Here is a 19216-nt window from a genome sequence, read left to right on the forward strand (position 1 = left end):
CAATACGATCAATCTACTTTTTTATAAACTGAATGCGAGAAAGGTCGTGCCATTGCCGGCAGCAGTGCGAGATATTTAATCTATAAAATCTACCGACATTAAAATGTTCTGCCGCAGGTACGTTTCATCCCGGTCTGCGCATTGAAATCCACCGAATCTCACTTTACTTTTTTGTGAAGCGAGAGAGGCAATCATGACGAAACCGGCACCGACTAAGGTCTGTCGCAGCGTTGGCGAGGCCAGCGAGTTGTTGAAATTGATGGCAAACGCCAATCGCCTGGCAATCGTTTGCTATCTCATGGAGGCGCAAGCCTCGGTCTCGGCGCTGGAAGCCGAGCTCGGTATCCGCCAGCCGACGCTGTCGCAACAACTCGCAGAGTTGCGCGAGGCAGGTGTCATCGAAGGGCGGCGCGACGGCAAGGCTATTGTCTACAGGGTCGTCGATCCCCGCGTGGAAACGATCGTTCTTGCGTTGCGCAAGATGTTCGACGGGCTGGATGATGTTACCGGCCGCTTCGGCATGGCGAAGTTGCCGGTCGACGAACTGATGTTTGATTGAGCGCCAGATGATCGACTTTTATACCTGGATCACGCCGAACGGGCTGAAGGTCGCAATCGCCCTCGAAGAATTCGGCCTGGACTACCGCGCGCATGCTGTCGACATTACGAGCGGCGCGCAATTCTCACCGGATTATCTGGCGATCAATCCGGGCGGCAAGATACCGGCGATCATCGACCATGCGACTGGCATCACTCTGAAGGAGTCCGGCGCCATCCTCTTCTATCTCGCAGAAAAGACCGGTCGCTTCCTTCCACCGAGCGGCGCTGCACGGCACCAAACGATCGAATGGTCGATGTGGCAGGCGGCCAGTTTTGCCCCGACGCTCGGCCACGCCCACAATTTCCTGACCTACAACCCCGGCATGGCGCCCTTTGCCGAAGAGATCTTCCGGAGGGACACGCAACGGCTATACGAAACGCTCGATGCCAGACTTGAGGGCCGCGACTATCTGGTCGATGACTACTCGATTGCCGACATGGCGACCTGGCCCTGGGTCTCGCGCTTTGCACGGCACAAGATCAATCTTGCTGATTATCCGAATGTCCGGTCTTGGTATCTGCGGCTTGCGCTTCGCGCCGCCGTCAAGCGCGGCTATGAAGTGCCCCATGTCACCGGCGCCATCCCCCTGCCCTGATCGACCGCAGGGTCAGGGAGAAAACGTTTGAACGGGCACCTGCGGCGGCGTCTCAGATTGCAGCGGCAGCCGCGAAAGCACGTTCAAGATCGGCCTTTAAGTCCCCAACGTCTTCGAGGCCGATGTGAAGCCGCAGCACCGGCCCTTCCGTAGGCGCGGTCAGGATACGCCGATCCGCGAGTTCGACATGAAGCGCGAGGCTCGCAAACCCGCCCCAGGAATAGCCAAGCCCGAACAGTGACAAGCCATCGAGGAAAGCCTGGGCTCTCGCCTTGAACTCATCTGTCCGTGTGACTTTCAGCACGAAGGAAAAGACGCCGCTCGCGCCTTTGAAATCGCGCTTCCAGATGTCGTGGCCGGGAAAGCTCGCAAGTGCGGGGTAAAGGACGCTGGCGACATCGCCGCGTGTTTCCAGCCACTGCGCGACTTCAAGCGCACTCTTCTGGTGCCGTTCGAGACGCACGCCCATGGTGCGCAATCCGCGCAGCGCCTGGTAGGCGTCATCCGGTGCGCCACATATTCCGAGTGCCCCGTTCATATGCCTGAGGCGCGGCCAATATTGCGCATTGGCGGATACCGTCCCCATCAAGATGTCCGAATTGCCCGTCGGATACTTGGTTGCCGCCTGGATCGAGACGTCGACGCCGAAGTCGAGCGGCCTGAAGAACAGCGGCGTCGCCCAGGCATTGTCCATCGTCACCACGGCCGAGATGCGGTGCGCGGCTGTGGTGATCGCGGGCACGTCCTGCATCTCGAATGTGTTGGAGCCAGGCGCCTCGAGGTGAACGAGCTTGGTGTTCGGCTTGAACAGGGTCTCGATCGCGGCCCCAATGGCGGGATCGTAGTATTCGACCTCGATGCCGAACCGCGCAAGCATCGTGTCGCAGAAATGGCGAACGTTGCCGTAGACGGAATCGACAATGAGCGCGTGGTCGCCCGGAGACAGCAACGCCAGGAACGCGAGCGTGACGGCAGCAAGCCCCGACGGCACCAGCAAGGTACCGGCCGCCCCTTCAAGCTCGTTGATGGCCTCGCAAAGAGCATCCGTCGTCGGCGTCCCGCGTGTGCCATAAGTGTATTTCTGGTCGTGGCTCTCCATCGCCCTGGCGTTCGGGAAGAGCACCGTTGAGGCACGCACCGTCGGCGGGTTGATGAAGCCGTGGTAGTCGAACGGATCGTATCCCGCCCGCTGCAGCTTGGTATTGATCGCGAACTTCTTTGAGATGTCGTCGTTGTCGTTCATGAAATCCTGCACTTCAATGCCGAGGGGACTCGGCGTTCTGAGATGGCGTGCATGCAAAAAGCCGGCGCTGCCTCGCGCCGGCTCGGGATTGCATCGATCACCGCTTCACGAGCCGCTCTTCGGCAGGCCGGGTGGGTTGGTCTGCGCCTTCTCGATCGCTTCGGGACCCAGTTTCCAGGTCTCCAGGATCTTGCGATAATCGCCGCTTGCGATCAGATCATTGATGACACCGGTCAACGGTTCGGCCAGGCCGCTACCCTTGCGGGTCGTAACGGCAATTTCGGCCGAGATCGGCCAACCGCCACTGACGGTGCCCACAAGCTTGGTCTTGTCATTGATTGCGGCGGAATAGGCCTGCGTCGCGTTGACACTGAACACCACGTCCGCCCGCCCGGACTGAACGGCAAGATCCTTCACGGCATCATCGTCGTAATACTGCACCTCGATCGCCGACAGGCCGGCGGCAAGGTTTTGCCTGTCCCATTCGAGCAGGATCTTTTCCTGATTGGTTCCGGCATCGGTAATAACCTTCAGACCGGCGATGTCCTTCGGCGTCTTGATCGCCTGGATTCTGCTGTCGGCCTTGACGTAGAAGCCCAACTCATCCTTGCGATAGGTGGAAAAGTCGAACTTCTCCTTGCGCTCCTCCGTCACCGTGACGTTGGAAATGACTGCATCGAACTTGCCGGACACCAACCCAAGCGGCCAATCCGCCCAGGCGACGGAAACCAGCTGCAAATCGCGCCCGAGGCTGTCGGCGATCGCTTGCGCCAGATCGACGTCATAACCGATGACCGTCTTGCTGTCGGATGCATAGTCGTGCAGCGGAAGATGGCCGCTGGTGCTGATGCCGATTGTCAGTGCGCCGTCCTGGACAAATTTGAAGTCCGCAGGGACCTCTGCGATGCGCTTGTCGTTCTTTTCCACCCGCAACCTGTTTGCCTGCTCAGGGCTGAGATCGAAAGCGTCGGCCGCCAACGCCGCCGATGCACCAAATATCATGGCGGCCATCGCGCCGGCTGCCAGAAGTTTTCTATTATCGAGAATGCCCATTCTGCCCGTCCCTTCATCTCTCGGTTTCAAGCCAGGTGCTCAGCCCTGATCTGACACCGACTATTGTCTATTAAAATAGTAGACAAAAGAAATGATTGATCGTCATTCTGCCGGAGTGGGAAAAATCCGTTCGGGATGCGCCGAAGCGCTTTCGAAACCAAGATATCAAAAAGTTTTCTTATCTGATTGTACTTATTCCATTTTTATACTGTCGCTTTAGCACACTCGGTTGGCGGTCGATCAAATACGGTTCTTCGTCAGAAGAGATCCCCAGACGCAGATCAGCGGAGACGACAAATCCCAAACGGTTCATCTCAACATCTCGTCGCTATGCGTCAGCGCAGAAGAAATGACCTTGCGGGCGCAGCTTTGTTCCTCGTTCGAAGTGGCCTATAGCGGTCATTGCGCACGAGGACGAAGACCATGGCCAACGGCAACCGCTTCAGGACCTATATCGACCGATGGGCGCTGACGCCCGATGGGGATCCGATTGTCACGCATTCGAGCCGTCTCCTTCCGGTGCTTTGCGGCGGCGCGCCTGCCATGCTGAAGATTGCGACGGTGCCGGAGGAGAAATGGGGTGCTGGCCTCATGATATGGTGGGACGGGATCGGCGCTGCGCGCGTGCTCGCGCACGATGACGATGCCATCCTGCTTGAGCGCGCGGTCGGGGGCCGCTCGCTGGCGGAAATGGCAGCGAATGGCGCAGATGACGAAGCGAGCCATATCATATGCAACGCCGTTGCGGCCCTTCACAAACCACGCAAGGCACCAGAGCCTTGCCTTATCCCGCTCGCTGAGCGCTTTCAGGCGCTCACAACGGCGCCAGAGGGTGAGCTGTTGGAGCGGTCCGCCAAGGCTGCGCGCCTCCTTCTTTCCGACCCCCGCGATGTCGTCCCCCTTCACGGCGACATTCACCACGGCAACATTCTCGATTTCGCGGATCGCGGTTGGCTCGCTATCGATCCGAAACGGTTGAAGGGTGAACGTGGGTTCGACTACGCCAATCTCTTCTGCAATCCAGACCATGCAATCGCCACGGCTCCCGGCCGTCTGGCAAGGCAGGTGGCGGTAGTCGCTCAGGCCGCACAGCTGGAGCGCACACGCCTGTTGCAATGGATACTCGCCTGGGCTGGCCTTTCAGCGGCATGGCACATCGAGGACGGCGAGGTGCAGCATATCGTGCCGACCCTGCAAATCGCGGAGATCGCCGCAGCCGAAATCGACAAAGGCTGAAGCCGCTCGCCGATCCGTTGGGAATAAGGTCATTCCCGGCCCGCGCCCTCTCACGGCCGACACGCGAACCACCGCATTCCTCAGCTGATTGTGCTCTTCGCGACAATTGAACCAAACGCAAGGCGTTCATGTTCATTCTTTTCACCGCCCTATCGAAAGCGGGTGAACAGCGCACGACAAGCCGCATACGGAGGTCACGTGCGCTACCAGCAATTTCTATCGGGTTTGGCGCATCTTGGACATCGAATTCTGAGCCATCTCGGCAACGCCCGGTTGACAGCCCCACGGCCTTGTCGCAGAAATTCTGAAAATGATTTTCAGAATCGCTCGCGCGGCACCCGGGTCGCCGGGGCAAGGACAAACGGGCAAATTGGCGGCACGATACCGCGAGGAGCAATGCGCATGACCAGTCAACGGCTCATCATGCTGATCTTCTTCCTGCAGCCGATCGCTTTCGGCTCCTGGCTGCCGCGCATTCCCGACATTCAACAGAAGCTCGGCCTCGGACCGGCGGAACTGGCAATCGCACTGCTGGGCATGCCCGCCGGCATCCTGCTCACCCTGCCGTTGGCTGGCCGGTTCGTTGCTCGGATCGGCGGCCGCGCCACCATTCTCTTCGGATTTGTGGTGTTCCTGGGCCTGGTGTGGCTGCCGACATGGGCGCCAAGCATCGAGATTCTTTTCGTAACGCTCGCCGCCGTCGGGGTAGCGCTGGCGACATTGGAACTGGGCCTCAACGTCGAAGCCGACGCAATCGAGAAGCGATCCGGCCAGTTGATCATGAGCACCTGCCATGGCTTCTGGAGTCTCGGCATCATGGCGGGTAGCCTGGTCGGCATCGGTTTGGCGGCGATTGGTATATCGCCTGAATGGGCGGTGTTCATGACAGCGGCGGTGATGTTGCCCATCAGCCTGCTGGCAGCCAGGACACTGCCCGATCTTCACGCCACGGAAAAGCCCGATGCGCCCATCGTTGGCGCAAGACGCCGCGGTCCAAGCCGCGCCTTGCTCGGCATCTGCTTCTTCGTCTTCGGCATCACAATGACGGAAGGTGCGGTGGCGGACTGGTCGGCGGTCTACCTCCGCGACGTTTTCGGACTAACCGGTGCTGGCGCCGGCTTCGGCTATTCGATCTTCGCGTTTATGGTTGCTGCAGGACGCTTTGGTGGCGACCGCCTCAAGGCCAGCTATGGACCGATTGCAGTGGCCCGCGCCTGCGGCGTTGCGAGTATCGCAGGGCTGGCCCTCGTCGCGGTGAGCCCAGCGGCCTGGGTGGCTCTCGTCGGCTTCGCGGCCATGGGCTTCGGCGTCTCGGTCGGCTTCCCGCTTGCCGTCACGGCCGCCGCCGACCAGGCCGACCGGCCGGCAGCAGCCAGTGTCGCCATTCTGTCTTTCGTGGCACTTCTTGGTTTTCTGATTGGACCGCCAATGATCGGCCTGGTCGCGGAACACAGCGACATGCGCCTGGGTCTCGGCATGCTCATTCCATTCCTCGCCGTGAGCCTGGTGTTGACCGGCAGGCTGAAACCAGCGCCGAACGCAGTTCCCTCGCCGGCGTCGACCTGACGGCGCAAACGCCTGTGCAAGCCCGCTCAACGGGCTGCCTTCGAACTGCCCGTTGCCCCCGTAGTGAAGCCTGTTGGGCAGAACAAGCCGCCGAAACTCGTCGCGACAACATCTGATCAGAGCAGACGGTCGCGGTGGCAGAAGGGGCTGTCCTTTACGATTGTTGCGCGGCGATTTGCTCCGGCGAAATGCACGATCGCGCGACAGGCCCCATTTCGAAACCAAAAATCGTCAAGAATGGTTAGCCTTGAAGCCGTCAACCATTGGGGAGGAAAACCAATGCAAAACGTGCTGAACCAGCGCCGTGAAGTCACCGGCGCGACCACCCTCGATGTCACCGACATTACCGCCGAAGCGGCAGCCTTGCCCGGCTTCGACGGTCACGAACAGGTCTGGCTGGGTCGCGACACCGAGCGTGGCCTCGAGGCGATCGTCGCTGTTCACACGACGGTCCTCGGCCCGGCATTGGGTGGGACGCGCATCTGGCCGCATGTGACTTTCGCGGCCGGCGTTACCGACGCCCTGCGCCTTTCACGCGGCATGAGCTTCAAATCGGCCATTGCCGGTCTGGCGCTTGGCGGCGGCAAGGCAGTCATCATCGCCGACCCGAGAAGGGATAAGACGCCAGCGATGCTCGAAGCCTACGCAGAGATGCTGAACGCACTCGTGGGCCAATATATCACGGCTGAAGACGTCGGCATGACGCTTGCGGACGCGGATTTTCTCGCTGAGCGCACGCCCAATGTCAGCGGGACGACCCGCGGCGGCAGCGGCAATCCATCGCCCTTTACGGCATTGGGCACCTTCCTCGGCCTCAAGGCTGCGCTGCGTCATCGCACCGGCAGCGATGATCTGAAGGGTATCCGCGTCGCGATACAGGGACTGGGTTCGGTCGGTTGGGGGCTCGCCAAAAGGCTTCACGCCGAAGGCGCCAATCTGATTGTCTCCGATCTCGACCCGGCACGCACCCAACGCGCTTCCGTAGAACTCGGTGCAACAGTCGTCGAGGGCCAGGAGATCATTGCTGCGGATGTCGAGGTATTCGCGCCCTGTGCGCTTGGTGGCGTCCTGTCCGCCGCCACGATCCCGCTGCTGCAAGCCAAGATCGTCGCCGGAGCCGCCAACAATCAGCTTGCCACGGTCACCGACGGCGAACGTCTGCGGGAAAGAGACATCCTCTATGCGCCTGACTACGTGATCAACGCCGGCGGCGTCATCAATGTCGCTGCGGAAATCGGAAGCGGCCGCTACAGCCTCGACGACGTGATGGCCCGCGTCAGCCAGATCCCCTCGACATTGACGCGCATCTTCGAGCGGGCCGCGCAAGAAGGCCGCACGACCGACGATGTGGCCGAAACCATGGCCCGGGAGATCATCGAGGCAGCTCGACGGTAGACCAGACCCGAGGTTCGCCGTCCGCTTAGGTGTTATATCGGGCGTTTTCGAAACGCACAAACGCACCGAAAAGACGGATCGGCGACCTCATCGACAGAGGTAAAGGGGTCCGCTTGTTCGTTTTTCAGCGTGGCCCCGATCCACGGCCCGTCAGCAGCCATGAGAGGCTGACGCTCAACACGCCGGCGATCATCGCCAGGCGATTGGCGCGTGGAGCGGCCCGGTCATTTTCCCAATCGAACCACGTTTTCGTTTCCACGCCAACGATCTTGGCAGCGCTTTGCGCCGAGACATTCAGCGCGTCGCGCGCGAGTGACATGCGGCCGCCGATCGTATCGTCCTGTAGGCAGGCCATGTTTTCCCAATTGTTGAAGTTCATCGGTATCCCTTTCCATTCTAGTGCCAGTGGTGCGCCCGGCGCCCTTTTGCAGACGCCGGGCTGATCTTCAGCGGACGGTTGCCTTAGTTTCCGAGCCAGACCTTCACCTGATCGGGATGATCTGCGATGTATTTATCGACCGCGGCATCGTACGAGGTCTGCTGCGCCTCGAACATCGCGGCTTCCAGGTCACCGATCGGCAGTTTCATACGGGAAAGGAAAGCTGCGACCTCCGGGTTGTCCTGCTTGAACCCCTGGCGCGCCAGCACATCGACATGCTCGGCCTCACCAAGCGAACCCTTCGGATCGGCGATGTAGCGAAGCTCGTACTTGCCGAACATCCAATGGGGACTCCACGACGTTGCCACGAACCATTTCTCGGTCCTGACGGCGCGGTCGACCGAGGTCAGCATGCCGGCCTCGCTGGAGATCTGAAGCTTGTAGCCCTCGAGCCCGTAGTCCTTGAGCGCCTTTTCAGAAAGGCGCGTAAGGCCTGCTCCGGGATCGATGCCCTGGACCGTCGAGCCGAGCTTCTGCTTGATTTCGGGCTTCTGCAGATCCTCGATCGAGTTGAGTTCACTTTCGGGAACATAGGCCGGGACGACCCAGCCGAGCTTGGCGCCTTGGTAGACGGTACCCAGCGTCTCGACCTTGTTTTTCACCTTGCCGTGGTAATCGGCGTGGGTCTGCGGCAGCCAGGCCATCATCATCGCATCGAGATCGCCGCGGCTCACGCCTTGATAGAGGGGCGCCACGTCGGTCTGAACGAGTTCGACTTCCCGCCCCAATTTGTCCTTGATGAGCTTTCCGGCGAGCTTGGTGACGAATTCCGCATCGGACCATGCGGCCCAGCCGAGTCTCACGGGCTTTGCCTCCTCGGCGAAACTGGAACCGACCGGGCCGGCAACGAACATGGCTGCAAGGCCGATGGTTGCGATTGTCTTGAACATATCAATCCTTCCTATGCATTTCGGATGAGGACGGTCATGACCCGTCGCGGAGGGCGCGGCACTCAAACCGTCTTTGCCTCGGGTTCGCGCACGGCGAGTTTCACAAACGGCAGTCGCCAGATGGCCCTCTTCTTTCCAAGGCTCTGGGTAAGGCGGTCGAGAATGACCGCGAGGATGACCACGGCCAGACCGCCTTCGAAGCCGGTGCCGACATCGAGCCGCTGAATACCCGTCAGCACAGTGTTGCCGAGGCCGCCAGCACCGATCATCGAGGCGATGACCACCATGGAGAGAGACAGCATGATCGTCTGATTGATGCCCGCCATGATCGATGGCATGGCATTGGGGAGCTGGACCTTGAGGAGAAGCTGGGTTGGCGTACAGCCAAAGGCATTGCCGGCCTCGACGAATTCCACGTCCACTTGCCGAATGCCGAGATTGGTGAGGCGCACGACCGGCGGCATCGAAAAGATGACGGTCGCAATTGTGCCGGGAACCGCGCCAAGCCCGAAAAACATTGCCGCCGGGATGAGGTAGACGAAGGCCGGCATTGTCTGCATGAGATCGAGTGTCGGCCGGATGACTGCCGCGACGGAATCGCGGCGCGCCATGGCGACGCCGAGCGGCAGGCCGACGATCATCGCAATGACCGTCGAAGCAATGACCAGAGACAATGTCTCCATCATCGCTGCCCACAGTCCCATTTGTCCAACCAGCGCGAGAGACAGGCCCGCAAAAACCGCGAAGCTGAACGAGACGCGCCACAGGGCGAGAAGGGCGAAGATCGCGATGCCGACCGGCATTGGAATTGAAAGGAGGCCGCTCTGCAAACCGCCCGTGAGGAACCCGATCGACGCGGCAGTGAGATCGAGCGCGGATGAAAAATTGTCGAGGATGTAATTGACGGCCGAATCGATGCCGTCTCCGATGTCGAAGCTCATGGATTTATCCGATTGGCTGGGAGTTTCAGTTGGCGCGGTCGAGCGTCTCGAGCAGAACCGACTTGCTGATGGCGCCGATATAGCGGTGCTGGTCGTCAACAACGGGAACCGGCCACGCGCTCGCCGCCACTTGGCCAAGAACACCAGAGAGTTGCTCGCTGGCGAGGATGGGCGCCGCGTCTGCAAGGAACGCCTTACGATACGGGTCCTCCGCCTTTGAACGGATCTTCTCCATCAACGACGCCTGGCTGACCATGCCATGGTATTTCATGTCGCGGCCGACAATGATCGCAAATTCCCGGTCGCGGCTCTTCATCTGCTCCAATGCGGCAGCAGCGGAAACACCCTGGCGCTCTATGATCGTAATCTGATTCCTTCGGGCCACGTCGCCGGCCTTGAAAACCTGGGAGACGTCGACGTTGCGGAAGAACGACCGGATGTAGTCGTTGGCCGGACTGCCGACGATTTCGTCAGGCGTGCCGACCTGAACGACATTTCCATTCTGCATGATGCAGATACGGTCGCCGATGCGCATCGCCTCGTCGAGATCGTGGCTGACGAAGACGATCGTGCGGCTTCGTTCGGATTGCAGCCGAACAAGCTCGTCCTGCATTTCCGTGCGGATAAGCGGATCAAGTGCAGAAAATGCCTCATCCATCAGCAGGATCGACGGCTCACTTGCCAACGCCCGAGCAAGGCCGACGCGCTGCTTCATGCCGCCTGAGAGCTCGTCCGGGCGGCTTTCACTATAGCCCTCGAGGCCGACCGCTTTCAGCGCCGCCATGGCCTTGGCTTTGCGCTCGACTTCCCCAACGCCCGCCACTTCCAAGCCGAAGGCGGCATTGTTTACAACATTGCGATTTGGGAGAAGCGCGAAGGACTGGAACACCATGCTCATGTCCCGGCGGCGAAGTTCGATCAGGGCCTTGCGCGACATCGTCGTGATGTCCTGGCCGTCGATCTCGATCGATCCGGACGTCGGCTCAATCAATCTGTTGAGCAAGCGCAGAAGCGTGGATTTTCCGGAGCCGGACAGGCCCATGATCACAAAGATCTCGCCGGCCTTGATATCGAAACTGGCGTTGTTGACCCCAATGGAGCAACCGGTTTCTCTGTGAATGTCTGCCTTGCCCTTACCGGAGCGAAGAAGCTTCAGGCCATCTTCGGGATAGTCTCCGAAAATCTTGTAGACGTTCTTCAACCGGATCTTCGGCGACCTCTCGGAAGAGCCATTCTCATGTTCAGTCGTAAAAGCCATAAAAACTTGCCGCCTGCTCAATAGCTGACGCACTCTCCTTGTTTGTGAACTTCAACATTCCTCAAGCAAAGACCACTTGAGGAAACGATTTCCATAGACATGGACCCCGATGATCGGGCCATGATCAAGTCAATCCTCGGCAATCGTCAGATGAGCATCATTATAACGATACGTGCTGCGTTGGTTGGCGCGGAGAAACTGCGTTTCTACAATGGCTGATGACGGCCGAGGCGCGAAGGATTGCCTTTATTACGACGCATAGTTCCGGATGTCCATTGAAAATTCTATTCTTTTCGCAAACGAGGTGCGCCGACGCAACTCGACGACGTACACCGGATAGCCGAACACCTTGCAAAGCACGCTTGTGCAGCCCCTGTTTGTCTCCCGCCGACAGGGGGGGATGAACGACACCGCTGCAGGAAGGCTTTCGGTTAGCCAACGATCTCGTTGCGATAGACGCCCCATAAATCCACTTGCCTGACATACCCGACGAGGCCATGTCGCCTCACCGTGACTTCGCACCAGGTTCCGTCGCACTGATCAAGCCTGACGAGCACGCCACCTTGCAGCCGAGCACGTTCGGATGCCGCCGCCGCGGGCGCGGTTCGCAGCGCTGCGTTCGTCTCCAACCAGTTGCCGACGGTGGCCATTCGTTGACCGGAGAGCAGTGCCGCAGACATCCAGCCGGTTGCCCCGTCCGCATCGCGGACCATTCGCCAATTTCCGGCCTCTTCCATGACCTCGAGCGGCAGACCGGGTGTGACGTAGAGCCAGATGATCGGATAGTCCGTGGACGGCCCGACCCGAAGTCTGGCAGCACCACTCTTCAAGGAGACGAAACGGGGGATTGCAAGGCCGGTGACACGCCCAACGCTCCTTGCATCGGCGACCGGTGGCGCGAGGCTTTTCCGGTTCCCTTCGCAGTTCTCGAACGCAAGCCACGACAGCAGCGCGCAGGAAATCTGGACGATCAGCGAGGTCATCAGGTGCTCAGCTCATCGTTCGCAGCGCGCGGCACCCTTGAGCGCTGCCGTCATGCCTTTCAGCGAGAACGAGTAGCTCGTTTCCGTGCCGCGCCGCGAGCGTGCATTCAACGTCATCGTCGCCCCCGCCTTCATCGCCGCAACGAGTTCGGCGTCGCGGCCCTCCCGCCGCGTCCATGCGGCCCTGCCTTGCGGCGCCAAGGTGAAAGCCTTGTCACCGACTGTGGCGGTCAGGGTCGAACCGGGTTCAAGGTCGTAGCCCATGATCGCTTGCGGCACGTATCCGCTGCTCGGACGCGGCGACGGCGCGACAAGGAAGAAGTTGTCGCCATGGTCGACGTGATCGGGATTCATCGTCGTTGGGATCGAAAGTATGTAGCAGGTGTCGCGGCCGTCGTTCTTATACGAATACACGCCCCAGGCGCCGAAAGAGTTGAGCTTCACCGGCTGCGCCTGCGCAACGGCGCAGCTGGTCAATAGGATCGCGCAGGCAGCAATAACACTGGATTTCATCTTGTTTCCTTAGCATGGAGGGGTCAGGTGGCGCGTCTCGACCGCGCACAAGATGCGCCATTCGCGGTTGCAATCGTTGCCAAAGCATTAACGAAAAGCACTCGCAAAAATGCACCACCACCAACGACCGAGACCGAAGCCCAGCGTGCGCCTGATCTGGCCGGCGAATGAGGCGCGGATAAAAATATCGTGAGCCGATTGTGTTCGCCTGATGGGTCGACACCCGGCCATTTGGCAGCGAACATGAACAGGAGATGAACGGATATTTGACCTACGCCCGGAGTAACCGCCCATGTTCGGCTTGACATTCGCATCGCACACCCTGTCGCAACGCTATGATATTGCCGGTTTAATGGCGGTGACCACTGCTATTGCCTATTGTGACAACCTGACGGAAACCGATATTTCCGTGACGCATGAACGCGGCGTGATCTACTTGGACGGCGTTGTGTCCTCCATCGCCGTGCGGGAGGAGGCTCAGAAAGTCGCCAACGAAGTGACCGGCTCACCAATCCGAAACCGGCTCCGAGTGGCCAGTTGACCGATCGCCCTAAGACAAACGAGAGCTTCGGAATTGCCAGCCTCACCTCTTTGTCAGGCGCTTTGCGCTGACATCGAAACAGGCGCACGTTTCTATCTGAGCGCGAAATGAGCGGACAGACGTGGCCGTTGAACCCAACGGGTTAACGCGATGGAAAGTCGATACTGCTAGCACTGCTGGGTTGAATTAGGAGACCCGAAATGCTGCCAGCAACATGGAAGCCGATTGAAGCCGGTGGCCTGATCCGGCTCGGATCTCCGCGTGACGGAGGCTATGTCGTTCCCAAGCGCGCGGTGCTTGCCTCCAAGACCCTGATCAGCATGGGATTGAACGACGATTGGCAATTCGAGAAGGCGTTTCGCCGGCTTGCGGCTGCAGATGTCGTTTGTTTCGACCACTCTGTCACCTGGAAGTTCTGGCTCCGGTACTATGTCGAACAGGTCTTGCGCCTTCGTTGGGGCAGGTTGGGGCGCTACCTGGATTATCGCTTGTTCTTCAGTCGGCCGGGCGTGGAGCACCGGCAGATCAGGATCGGCTATGATCAGCCGGGGGAAGTTAACGTCCCGAGCCTGTTGAAGGAATTTTCCGGCAGCAACATCTTCCTGAAAATCGATATCGAGGGATCCGAATACAGAATCCTCGACGACATAGCGATGAATTCGAGCCGCTTTACCTGCGTCGTAATCGAATTTCATGATGTCGACCTCCATCGAGATCGGATCCTTCGGTTTGTCGAGGGAATGACGAATTTTTCAATCGTCTTTCTTCATCCCAACAATTTTGCCGGCACTGATGACCAAGGCGACCCACTGGTTCTGGAAATGTGCCTCGTCCGGGGCGACCTGCTCGACCCCGCGGTGCCTGGCGAACCAAGGCCCGAACTGCCGGCAAATACGTCAAGCCGCGCTGATATTGAGCTGCGATTCGCTCCAGCGGACACAAGTCAGCCGCCCGAATTTCGTCGCGACAGGGCGGTTGGGGCCGAATGACCTCGGCGCGGAAATGATCCGCGTCAACAGCATTGCGCCGGCAGTGACCCGCACGTACTCGCTGGGATCAGCATTGAGCGATGCCAGTGAAGAAGAGAATCTGACGCACACGCCCATCCGGCGGCAAGCTGGATTGAGGAAGAGCGAAGTGGATCCAGCGCTAGCCCGCCGGCGGTGACCAGGGGCCAGTGGCCCCTGCCCGCCTGCGTTGCCGCGCTCTGCTTACTGTTGAGCCGGCGCCCCGGTTTGAAGTTTTTCCTGGATTTTCTTGGCAACAGCCGGGTCGTCCTGTGCGGCCGACAGTATTGAGGAATACTCCTCAACTGAAATAGCGGAAGAAGATTCCACAGCCTCGACCATCTCCTTGCTCGCTTCTGCCTCAAGCTTTTCCTTAGCTGCGGCGTCCGTCGTTGCGTCGATTTTTGCAGAGTATTCCTGCCTCACCTTGTCGACCTGGAGGTAGGCCACGGCAAAAGCCTCGATCTTCTGGTCGCTGATGGCGGCGTTTGCGCCCGTGTTGTCAGCTTGACCCTGGCTCGGCTGTGTCGTTTGCGACTGGGCAGTTTCAAGCGCGAAGGCCGGGCCGAAGGCCGCAACACTGAAGACAGCAGCGGTCAGCGATGCAACGAGTGTGTGACGAATGTTCATGTCTATTCCTTTGTGACGTGTTCTGCGGCGATCTAGCGCCGTGCTCAATTGCTCCTTCAGACGGAATGCATGTGGAACGTCACGGACAATGAAACCCTCGAAAGGGACCGTTGCGGCAGCGATAGGGTAATTTGCTGACCATTGAGCGGCGGCTTTGTGGCTCCCACCGAGGCCCGCCGCCGACCTCGGCGAACGAGGCCCGGCGATGATGGGACATGTAAAACTGCAGCTTCAGCCGCGGCGCAGCTGGTCCGATTTTCGACCGAGAAATTTGATCCGCCCGCGCGACGGTCGCATGATTACCACCCGAACCGAGACCCGGTTTGGCGCCTAATGGGCGGTATAGGCTCCGTCGACCAGGTGGTAGCTACCGGAGATAAAGCTGGCCTGTTCGGACAGCAGAAAACAGACGAGCGCGGCAACTTCGTCCGGTGTGCCCCGTCGGCCCATCGGCTGAAGCGCTTCCAAACGTCGGTTGCTCGTCAGATCGGATCGTTCGGATACCAAAGGCGTTTCGATCCAGCCGGGGCCGACGGCGTTGATGCGGATGCCTCGTCTCGCATATTCGATTGCGGCGACCTTGGTCAGTCCGACAATTCCGTGTTTTGCGGCGGTATACGCCGATGCCATCGGCAAGCCGACCGAACCGAGGATGGATGACATGTTGACGATCGCGCCACCACCCTGCCCGAGCATCGCGGCAATCTGGTACTTCATGCAGTAGAACACGCCATTCAAGTTGACGTTCATCAGCCTCTGCCAATCGTCGATCGCATAATCCGCCGTCACTTTTCGCACGCCGTCGACACCTGCATTGTTGACCGCCAGATGCAGGCCTCCGCATGTCTTGACAACGGACGCGACCAATTCCTCCACCGCCGCAGCGTCGGCGACGTCGACCTCAAAGGGATAGGCTGTGCCGCCGGACGAACAGATTTCTGCAGCCACTTCACGCGCGGCATCGGCATTGACATCTGCCACAGCTACCGTTGCCCCTTCCTCGCCGAGTTGGCGAGAAATGGCTGCACCTATTCCGGAGCCCCCTCCGGTTACAAGTGCGACTTTCGTGGCGAAGCCAAGCTTCATTGTATGCATCCTCGTTCCCGACTCTAATCGACCAGAGACAGACACAAGCTGCAAGAAGTTTCGTTGGATGTCATGGGTTTTGTCAGGCCGCCCTGCGACCCTCCAAGTCCAATCGCCCTGATCCATCCGTATTACGGGGCGTTCTCCACCACGGAACCAAGCATAGCATCTTGGCCGAAGGCCACTTGAGTGTTAAAGACGAAGCAGTGCTCACCGATTTACTAGTAGGTGGATATGGACAGTCGCGGCGTTACCCGCCGAGCGATTCTGCTCGGCAGCTTGGCATTAACGGCATCTGGGTGCACATCAACGGCGGAGCAATATGGCGGGACGATCCTTTCTGCCTTCGGCGGCGGGCCGTCGTATCGATATCGACGAAAAAGTGTCGGTTATGACGGAAACGAACCCCCTGGCACAATCGTCGTCAACACATCCGAGCGTTATCTCTACCTCGTCGAGGGCGGCGGTCGGGCCATTCGCTACGGCATTGCCGTCGGAGAAGATGGGCGTACGCTCAAGGGACCGGCCTCGATCGGCCGCAAGGCCGAGTGGCCGTCTTGGAGACCGACAGAAAGCATGATGGAGCGCAAACCGCGCTTGCGACAATACGCCGGCGGCGTCAGCGGTGGGCCGCATAATCCACTTGGAGCAGCTGCCCTGTATCTCTACCGGGGCGGGCAGGATTCCATGTTCAGACTGCACGGAACAAATGAACCCTGGACGATTGGTCAGGCAGTATCGAGCGGCTGCGTCCGGTTGACGAACGAAGATATCGTCGATCTGTACAACCGCACTCCGGTCGGAACGAAGGTTCTCGTGATTTGAACACGCATTTATGTCGGACGATGCAAAATGTGTTCTTTTTGCACTAGGCGTAAGCGTAGAACGCCCTATTAATATAAGCGTTGCCTTCGATAAACCGATTCCATTCTAAGGAGAGGATGTCTTGATGAGCAGAAACCTAATCGTAATCGTTACCTTGCTTTCCGTCGTGGGCCTTAGCGGCTGCGATACTATTGGCAAAGGCAAAGGCAAGTCGCCGCCGCCGGTAGCCGCCGAACCGGCACCTGTCTACAAGTAACTTGAACTTCGGATGGGTGGGAAGGACGAACGTCCTTCCCACATCATTCTAGCCGGCGGATCAGCTTTGACGTTGCCGGCCAGTAGAAATGTGCTCATCGGAGTTCAGGAGATAGCGCATAGTGATGCCGCTTTTGAGAGGCCGACTAATGCTGATGGCAGGGCTCGCATTTGCGATAGCTGGCTGCCAGTCAGAAGATCAGAAGCCACAACCGCGTTTCGTCTCAAGTAGCAGCAACGCACCGGCGGTGACCGCAGGTGCGGTCCGCGAAAGCGGTTACTTCATCGAATTTCGATCCCGCTACGCCCTCAGTTACGGCCACACTTACGTCGTTTTCGGACGAACGAACAAGGCTGGCGGAATGATCAACCCGGAAGTGGCCGGACTTGCACCGGCAACCGCCAGCGCGACACCCTATGTCATCGGACATTTTCTGCCCGTACCCGCGGAAACCGGAGCGAGCGACGGTGACCTCGAGGAGGAATACAGGTCGGCAAGCTGGCGCGTCATGCTGACGGAGGCCGAGTACAACAAAACGGTCGCCTTTATCAGGCAGCTCAAGGCCAAATCGAAATTCTGGCAGGCGTCGGTTTACAACTGCAATGCATTCGTCGCGGACATTGCCCGTTCGATGGGATATAAGACGCCCGGTATCTGGCTAAGGCCACAGGAATTCGTTACCAAACTTAGGCAGATGAATGCAGGCTAAAGGCGATCAATCCAGAGCTTTGCGTCCAATCAGTTGTAGATCGCAGAAGGGCTTCGGTGATTTGAAGTGATCGTATCGATGGCCACCCTGGGCAAGATCGTGTGGGTGATCGGCATCATCGCATGGTACTTTATTCGCGTACCATTCGAACGCCGCGCAAAACGCGTTAACGTCGTCAGCAACCGCCGCTCGCCCGTCGACATGTTTGGGCTCGCATCAGGACTGATCGGCCTCGCAATCGTTCCCGCCATGTATGTCGCCACCGGCTTTCCACAGGCAACCGACCGTTCCGCCAGTGCGTGGTCCGTGGTCGTCGGGACGGTCGTTTTCTTCTCCGCCCTTTGGGTCTTTCGAAGGACTCATAAGGAACTCGGCCGCAACTGGTCCATTACGTTGGAGATCCGCGACAAGCACGAATTGATCTCCGGTGGCCCCTACGCCTTCGTTCGCCACCCGATGTATACGTCCTTCATGTTGATGGGTGTCGGCCAGGCCTTGTTGTTGCCCAACTGGGTGGCAGGGCTGGCTGGACTGCTCGGGTTCGCGGTGCTTTTCTTTCTGAGGGTCGACAAGGAGGAGCGTATGATGCTGGAGATTTTCGGTATTCAGTACCGTGACTACATGCAGCGGACCAAGCGCATCGTCCCCTACCTTTACTAAAGGCGATATCATGCGAGGCCGAGCCATCAAGCTTTCGGTGCCAAGGCGCCTTGTCTGCGACCTGATGCGGTTTTCGATCGGGATTCCGCGCGTTACCGTGCAGCGGCAGATGAACCTCGACCCGCTGCAGAAGGCCAGATTGGCGCAGTCAAACAAGCCGTCCTGGACCGTCCTGTTCCTGAAGGGATATGCGCTTCTGTGCCGGGAGACACCGGAGCTCCGGCGTGCCTACGTAAAGCTTCCCTGGCCCCAGCTCTACGAATATCCGGAAAGCGTTGCCTCCATCGCTCATGAGCGCGAGTACGAAGGGGAGCGGGTTGTCCTGCTGAGCAAGATCAAATGTCCGGAACGCCGGGCCATCCCTGAACTTGCCGCATCGATCGACGACGCGCGGTCGCGACCGGTGACAGAAATCAAGGAATTCCGACGGGCCCTGAAAATCGCGCGCGCACCGGGACCAATCCGCTGGCTGCTCATGTGGCTTGGGCTCAATATTGGGCCACGGCGGGCGCATTATTTCGGCACGTTCCAGCTATCGGTCTATTCCGGCCTCGGGGCAGAATCACTCAATCCGCTGACGCCCCTCACGACCCTATTCAACTACGGTCGCATCGCGCAGGACGGCACAGTGACAGTGCGCATCCACTACGACCACCGCGTCATGGACGGCGCCAATGTGGCTCGCGCGCTCGAGCGCTTCGAAGCGATCCTCAACGGTGAGGTCGCTGACGAGGTGTCGAGCCAAGAGCACGGAGCAGCGGTTCCTGCGGCGGCACTTTGATGGAAGAC

The 19216-nt window shown here is 59.3% G+C and carries 23 protein-coding genes; 13 read left to right on the forward strand and 10 right to left on the reverse strand.

All coding sequences use genetic code 11. The features are described from left to right. Positions 1-193 precede the first annotated feature (193 nt). Together AC07UR_RS27260 and AC07UR_RS27265 are read left to right on the forward strand one after the other, a co-directional pair. Positions 194-559: an ArsR/SmtB family transcription factor gene (locus AC07UR_RS27260; protein WP_209789890.1), complete on the forward strand. Its 366-nt coding sequence runs from the start codon at positions 194-196 to the stop codon at positions 557-559. Between the two features lie 7 nt (positions 560-566). Beyond that, a complete protein-coding gene (locus AC07UR_RS27265; RefSeq protein WP_209789891.1) occupies positions 567-1196 on the forward strand; it encodes a glutathione S-transferase family protein in 630 nt (209 codons plus the stop codon). Positions 1197-1248: 52 nt separating this feature from the next. On the opposite strand, the gene AC07UR_RS27270 is transcribed toward AC07UR_RS27265, so the two are convergent. Further along, a complete protein-coding gene (locus AC07UR_RS27270) occupies positions 1249-2439 on the reverse strand; it encodes a cystathionine beta-lyase (RefSeq protein WP_209789892.1) in 1191 nt (396 codons plus the stop codon). Between the two features lie 105 nt (positions 2440-2544). Next, positions 2545-3492 (reverse strand): ABC transporter substrate-binding protein, encoded by a 948-nt coding sequence (locus AC07UR_RS27275; protein ID WP_209789893.1) that lies wholly within the window; start codon positions 3490-3492, stop codon positions 2545-2547. 423 nt (positions 3493-3915) lie between these two features. Between AC07UR_RS27275 and AC07UR_RS27280 the strand changes: the two genes are divergently transcribed. The 3 genes from AC07UR_RS27280 to AC07UR_RS27290 all read left to right on the forward strand — a co-directional run bounded on the left by AC07UR_RS27280 (position 3916) and on the right by AC07UR_RS27290 (position 7689). After that, positions 3916-4728, forward strand: coding sequence for an aminoglycoside phosphotransferase family protein (locus tag AC07UR_RS27280; protein ID WP_209789894.1), 813 nt, complete (start codon positions 3916-3918; stop codon positions 4726-4728). Between the two features lie 402 nt (positions 4729-5130). Continuing rightward, positions 5131-6294, forward strand: coding sequence for an MFS transporter (locus tag AC07UR_RS27285; protein WP_209789895.1), 1164 nt, complete (start codon positions 5131-5133; stop codon positions 6292-6294). Between the two features lie 279 nt (positions 6295-6573). Then, on the forward strand, positions 6574-7689 hold the full coding sequence (locus AC07UR_RS27290) for a Glu/Leu/Phe/Val family dehydrogenase (protein ID WP_209789896.1): 1116 nt from the start codon (positions 6574-6576) through the stop codon (positions 7687-7689). 124 nt (positions 7690-7813) lie between these two features. Here the strand turns inward: AC07UR_RS27290 and AC07UR_RS27295 are convergent, their stop codons facing one another. The 6 genes from AC07UR_RS27295 to AC07UR_RS27320 form a co-directional block, all read right to left on the reverse strand. Beyond that, on the reverse strand, positions 7814-8068 hold the full coding sequence (locus tag AC07UR_RS27295) for a transcriptional regulator (protein WP_234902955.1): 255 nt from the start codon (positions 8066-8068) through the stop codon (positions 7814-7816). Positions 8069-8151: 83 nt separating this feature from the next. Further along, the gene (locus tag AC07UR_RS27300; protein WP_209789897.1) at positions 8152-9018 is read right to left on the reverse strand and encodes a glycine betaine ABC transporter substrate-binding protein; all 867 of its coding nucleotides are present in this window, start codon (positions 9016-9018) and stop codon (positions 8152-8154) included. A gap of 62 nt (positions 9019-9080) precedes the next feature. Continuing rightward, positions 9081-9959, reverse strand: a complete 879-nt coding sequence (locus tag AC07UR_RS27305; protein ID WP_209789898.1) for an ABC transporter permease — start codon at positions 9957-9959, stop codon at positions 9081-9083. Positions 9960-9984: 25 nt separating this feature from the next. Continuing rightward, positions 9985-11217, reverse strand: coding sequence for a glycine betaine/L-proline ABC transporter ATP-binding protein ProV (gene proV / locus AC07UR_RS27310; RefSeq protein ID WP_209789899.1), 1233 nt, complete (start codon positions 11215-11217; stop codon positions 9985-9987). 431 nt (positions 11218-11648) lie between these two features. Then, positions 11649-12200 (reverse strand): SH3 domain-containing protein, encoded by a 552-nt coding sequence (locus tag AC07UR_RS27315; RefSeq protein WP_209789900.1) that lies wholly within the window; start codon positions 12198-12200, stop codon positions 11649-11651. Positions 12201-12212: 12 nt separating this feature from the next. Then, complete coding sequence (locus tag AC07UR_RS27320; RefSeq protein ID WP_209789901.1) at positions 12213-12713, reverse strand: invasion associated locus B family protein; 501 nt, start codon at positions 12711-12713, stop codon at positions 12213-12215. A gap of 27 nt (positions 12714-12740) precedes the next feature. On the opposite strand from AC07UR_RS27320, the gene AC07UR_RS27325 reads away from it, so the two are divergent. The 3 genes from AC07UR_RS27325 (at position 12741) to AC07UR_RS27335 (ending at position 14243) form a co-directional block, all read left to right on the forward strand. After that, entirely contained in the window at positions 12741-12884 is a 144-nt protein-coding gene (locus AC07UR_RS27325) for a hypothetical protein (RefSeq protein WP_209789902.1), read from the forward strand. A 121-nt stretch (positions 12885-13005) separates the two neighbouring features. After that, the gene (locus tag AC07UR_RS27330) at positions 13006-13254 is read left to right on the forward strand and encodes a BON domain-containing protein (RefSeq protein WP_173422009.1); all 249 of its coding nucleotides are present in this window, start codon (positions 13006-13008) and stop codon (positions 13252-13254) included. Positions 13255-13547: 293 nt separating this feature from the next. After that, on the forward strand, positions 13548-14243 hold the full coding sequence (locus tag AC07UR_RS27335; protein WP_494701961.1) for an FkbM family methyltransferase: 696 nt from the start codon (positions 13548-13550) through the stop codon (positions 14241-14243). Positions 14244-14465: 222 nt separating this feature from the next. Here AC07UR_RS27335 and AC07UR_RS27340 read toward each other — a convergent pair whose 3' ends face one another. After that, complete coding sequence (locus AC07UR_RS27340; protein ID WP_173422007.1) at positions 14466-14891, reverse strand: DUF4168 domain-containing protein; 426 nt, start codon at positions 14889-14891, stop codon at positions 14466-14468. Between the two features lie 330 nt (positions 14892-15221). After that, positions 15222-15977 (reverse strand): SDR family NAD(P)-dependent oxidoreductase, encoded by a 756-nt coding sequence (locus AC07UR_RS27345; RefSeq protein ID WP_173422278.1) that lies wholly within the window; start codon positions 15975-15977, stop codon positions 15222-15224. Between the two features lie 234 nt (positions 15978-16211). On the opposite strand from AC07UR_RS27345, the gene AC07UR_RS27350 reads away from it, so the two are divergent. The 5 genes from AC07UR_RS27350 (at position 16212) to AC07UR_RS27370 (ending at position 19208) form a co-directional block, all read left to right on the forward strand. Further along, the gene (locus AC07UR_RS27350) at positions 16212-16802 is read left to right on the forward strand and encodes a L,D-transpeptidase (RefSeq protein WP_173422006.1); all 591 of its coding nucleotides are present in this window, start codon (positions 16212-16214) and stop codon (positions 16800-16802) included. Between the two features lie 124 nt (positions 16803-16926). Next, positions 16927-17058: an ABC transporter gene (locus AC07UR_RS27355; protein WP_173422005.1), complete on the forward strand. Its 132-nt coding sequence runs from the start codon at positions 16927-16929 to the stop codon at positions 17056-17058. A 124-nt stretch (positions 17059-17182) separates the two neighbouring features. After that, positions 17183-17767 (forward strand): hypothetical protein, encoded by a 585-nt coding sequence (locus AC07UR_RS27360; protein ID WP_173422277.1) that lies wholly within the window; start codon positions 17183-17185, stop codon positions 17765-17767. Positions 17768-17845: 78 nt separating this feature from the next. Further along, positions 17846-18427 carry a protein-S-isoprenylcysteine O-methyltransferase gene (locus AC07UR_RS27365; RefSeq protein ID WP_173422276.1) on the forward strand — a complete coding sequence of 194 codons (582 nt, stop codon included), beginning with the start codon at positions 17846-17848 and terminating at the stop codon, positions 18425-18427. Positions 18428-18437: 10 nt separating this feature from the next. Beyond that, positions 18438-19208: a dihydrolipoamide acetyltransferase family protein gene (locus AC07UR_RS27370; RefSeq protein WP_209789904.1), complete on the forward strand. Its 771-nt coding sequence runs from the start codon at positions 18438-18440 to the stop codon at positions 19206-19208. Positions 19209-19216: the final 8 nt, after the last annotated feature.

The sequence above is a fragment of the Ensifer sp. GW821-FHT05G01 genome (genome assembly GCF_059419585.1).

What these genes read in the sequence shown, in the direction of transcription:
- AC07UR_RS27340 (WP_173422007.1), bottom strand. Translation starts at nt 14,891, where the DNA reads ATGAACATTCGTCACACACTCGTTGCATCGCTGACCGCTGCTGTCTTC.
- AC07UR_RS27305 (WP_209789898.1), bottom strand. Translation starts at nt 9,959, where the DNA reads ATGAGCTTCGACATCGGAGACGGCATCGATTCGGCCGTCAATTACATC.
- AC07UR_RS27285 (WP_209789895.1), top strand. Translation starts at nt 5,131, where the DNA reads ATGACCAGTCAACGGCTCATCATGCTGATCTTCTTCCTGCAGCCGATC.
- AC07UR_RS27265 (WP_209789891.1), top strand. Translation starts at nt 567, where the DNA reads ATGATCGACTTTTATACCTGGATCACGCCGAACGGGCTGAAGGTCGCA.
- AC07UR_RS27280 (WP_209789894.1), top strand. Translation starts at nt 3,916, where the DNA reads ATGGCCAACGGCAACCGCTTCAGGACCTATATCGACCGATGGGCGCTG.
- AC07UR_RS27320 (WP_209789901.1), bottom strand. Translation starts at nt 12,713, where the DNA reads ATGAAATCCAGTGTTATTGCTGCCTGCGCGATCCTATTGACCAGCTGC.
- AC07UR_RS27360 (WP_173422277.1), top strand. Translation starts at nt 17,183, where the DNA reads ATGCCGCTTTTGAGAGGCCGACTAATGCTGATGGCAGGGCTCGCATTT.
- AC07UR_RS27350 (WP_173422006.1), top strand. Translation starts at nt 16,212, where the DNA reads ATGGACAGTCGCGGCGTTACCCGCCGAGCGATTCTGCTCGGCAGCTTG.
- AC07UR_RS27300 (WP_209789897.1), bottom strand. Translation starts at nt 9,018, where the DNA reads ATGTTCAAGACAATCGCAACCATCGGCCTTGCAGCCATGTTCGTTGCC.
- AC07UR_RS27270 (WP_209789892.1), bottom strand. Translation starts at nt 2,439, where the DNA reads ATGAACGACAACGACGACATCTCAAAGAAGTTCGCGATCAATACCAAG.
- AC07UR_RS27260 (WP_209789890.1), top strand. Translation starts at nt 194, where the DNA reads ATGACGAAACCGGCACCGACTAAGGTCTGTCGCAGCGTTGGCGAGGCC.
- proV (WP_209789899.1), bottom strand. Translation starts at nt 11,217, where the DNA reads ATGGCTTTTACGACTGAACATGAGAATGGCTCTTCCGAGAGGTCGCCG.
- AC07UR_RS27275 (WP_209789893.1), bottom strand. Translation starts at nt 3,492, where the DNA reads ATGGGCATTCTCGATAATAGAAAACTTCTGGCAGCCGGCGCGATGGCC.
- AC07UR_RS27370 (WP_209789904.1), top strand. Translation starts at nt 18,438, where the DNA reads ATGCGAGGCCGAGCCATCAAGCTTTCGGTGCCAAGGCGCCTTGTCTGC.
- AC07UR_RS27295 (WP_234902955.1), bottom strand. Translation starts at nt 8,068, where the DNA reads ATGAACTTCAACAATTGGGAAAACATGGCCTGCCTACAGGACGATACG.
- AC07UR_RS27315 (WP_209789900.1), bottom strand. Translation starts at nt 12,200, where the DNA reads ATGACCTCGCTGATCGTCCAGATTTCCTGCGCGCTGCTGTCGTGGCTT.
- AC07UR_RS27330 (WP_173422009.1), top strand. Translation starts at nt 13,006, where the DNA reads ATGTTCGGCTTGACATTCGCATCGCACACCCTGTCGCAACGCTATGAT.
- AC07UR_RS27365 (WP_173422276.1), top strand. Translation starts at nt 17,846, where the DNA reads ATGGCCACCCTGGGCAAGATCGTGTGGGTGATCGGCATCATCGCATGG.
- AC07UR_RS27290 (WP_209789896.1), top strand. Translation starts at nt 6,574, where the DNA reads ATGCAAAACGTGCTGAACCAGCGCCGTGAAGTCACCGGCGCGACCACC.
- AC07UR_RS27355 (WP_173422005.1), top strand. Translation starts at nt 16,927, where the DNA reads ATGAGCAGAAACCTAATCGTAATCGTTACCTTGCTTTCCGTCGTGGGC.
- AC07UR_RS27345 (WP_173422278.1), bottom strand. Translation starts at nt 15,977, where the DNA reads ATGAAGCTTGGCTTCGCCACGAAAGTCGCACTTGTAACCGGAGGGGGC.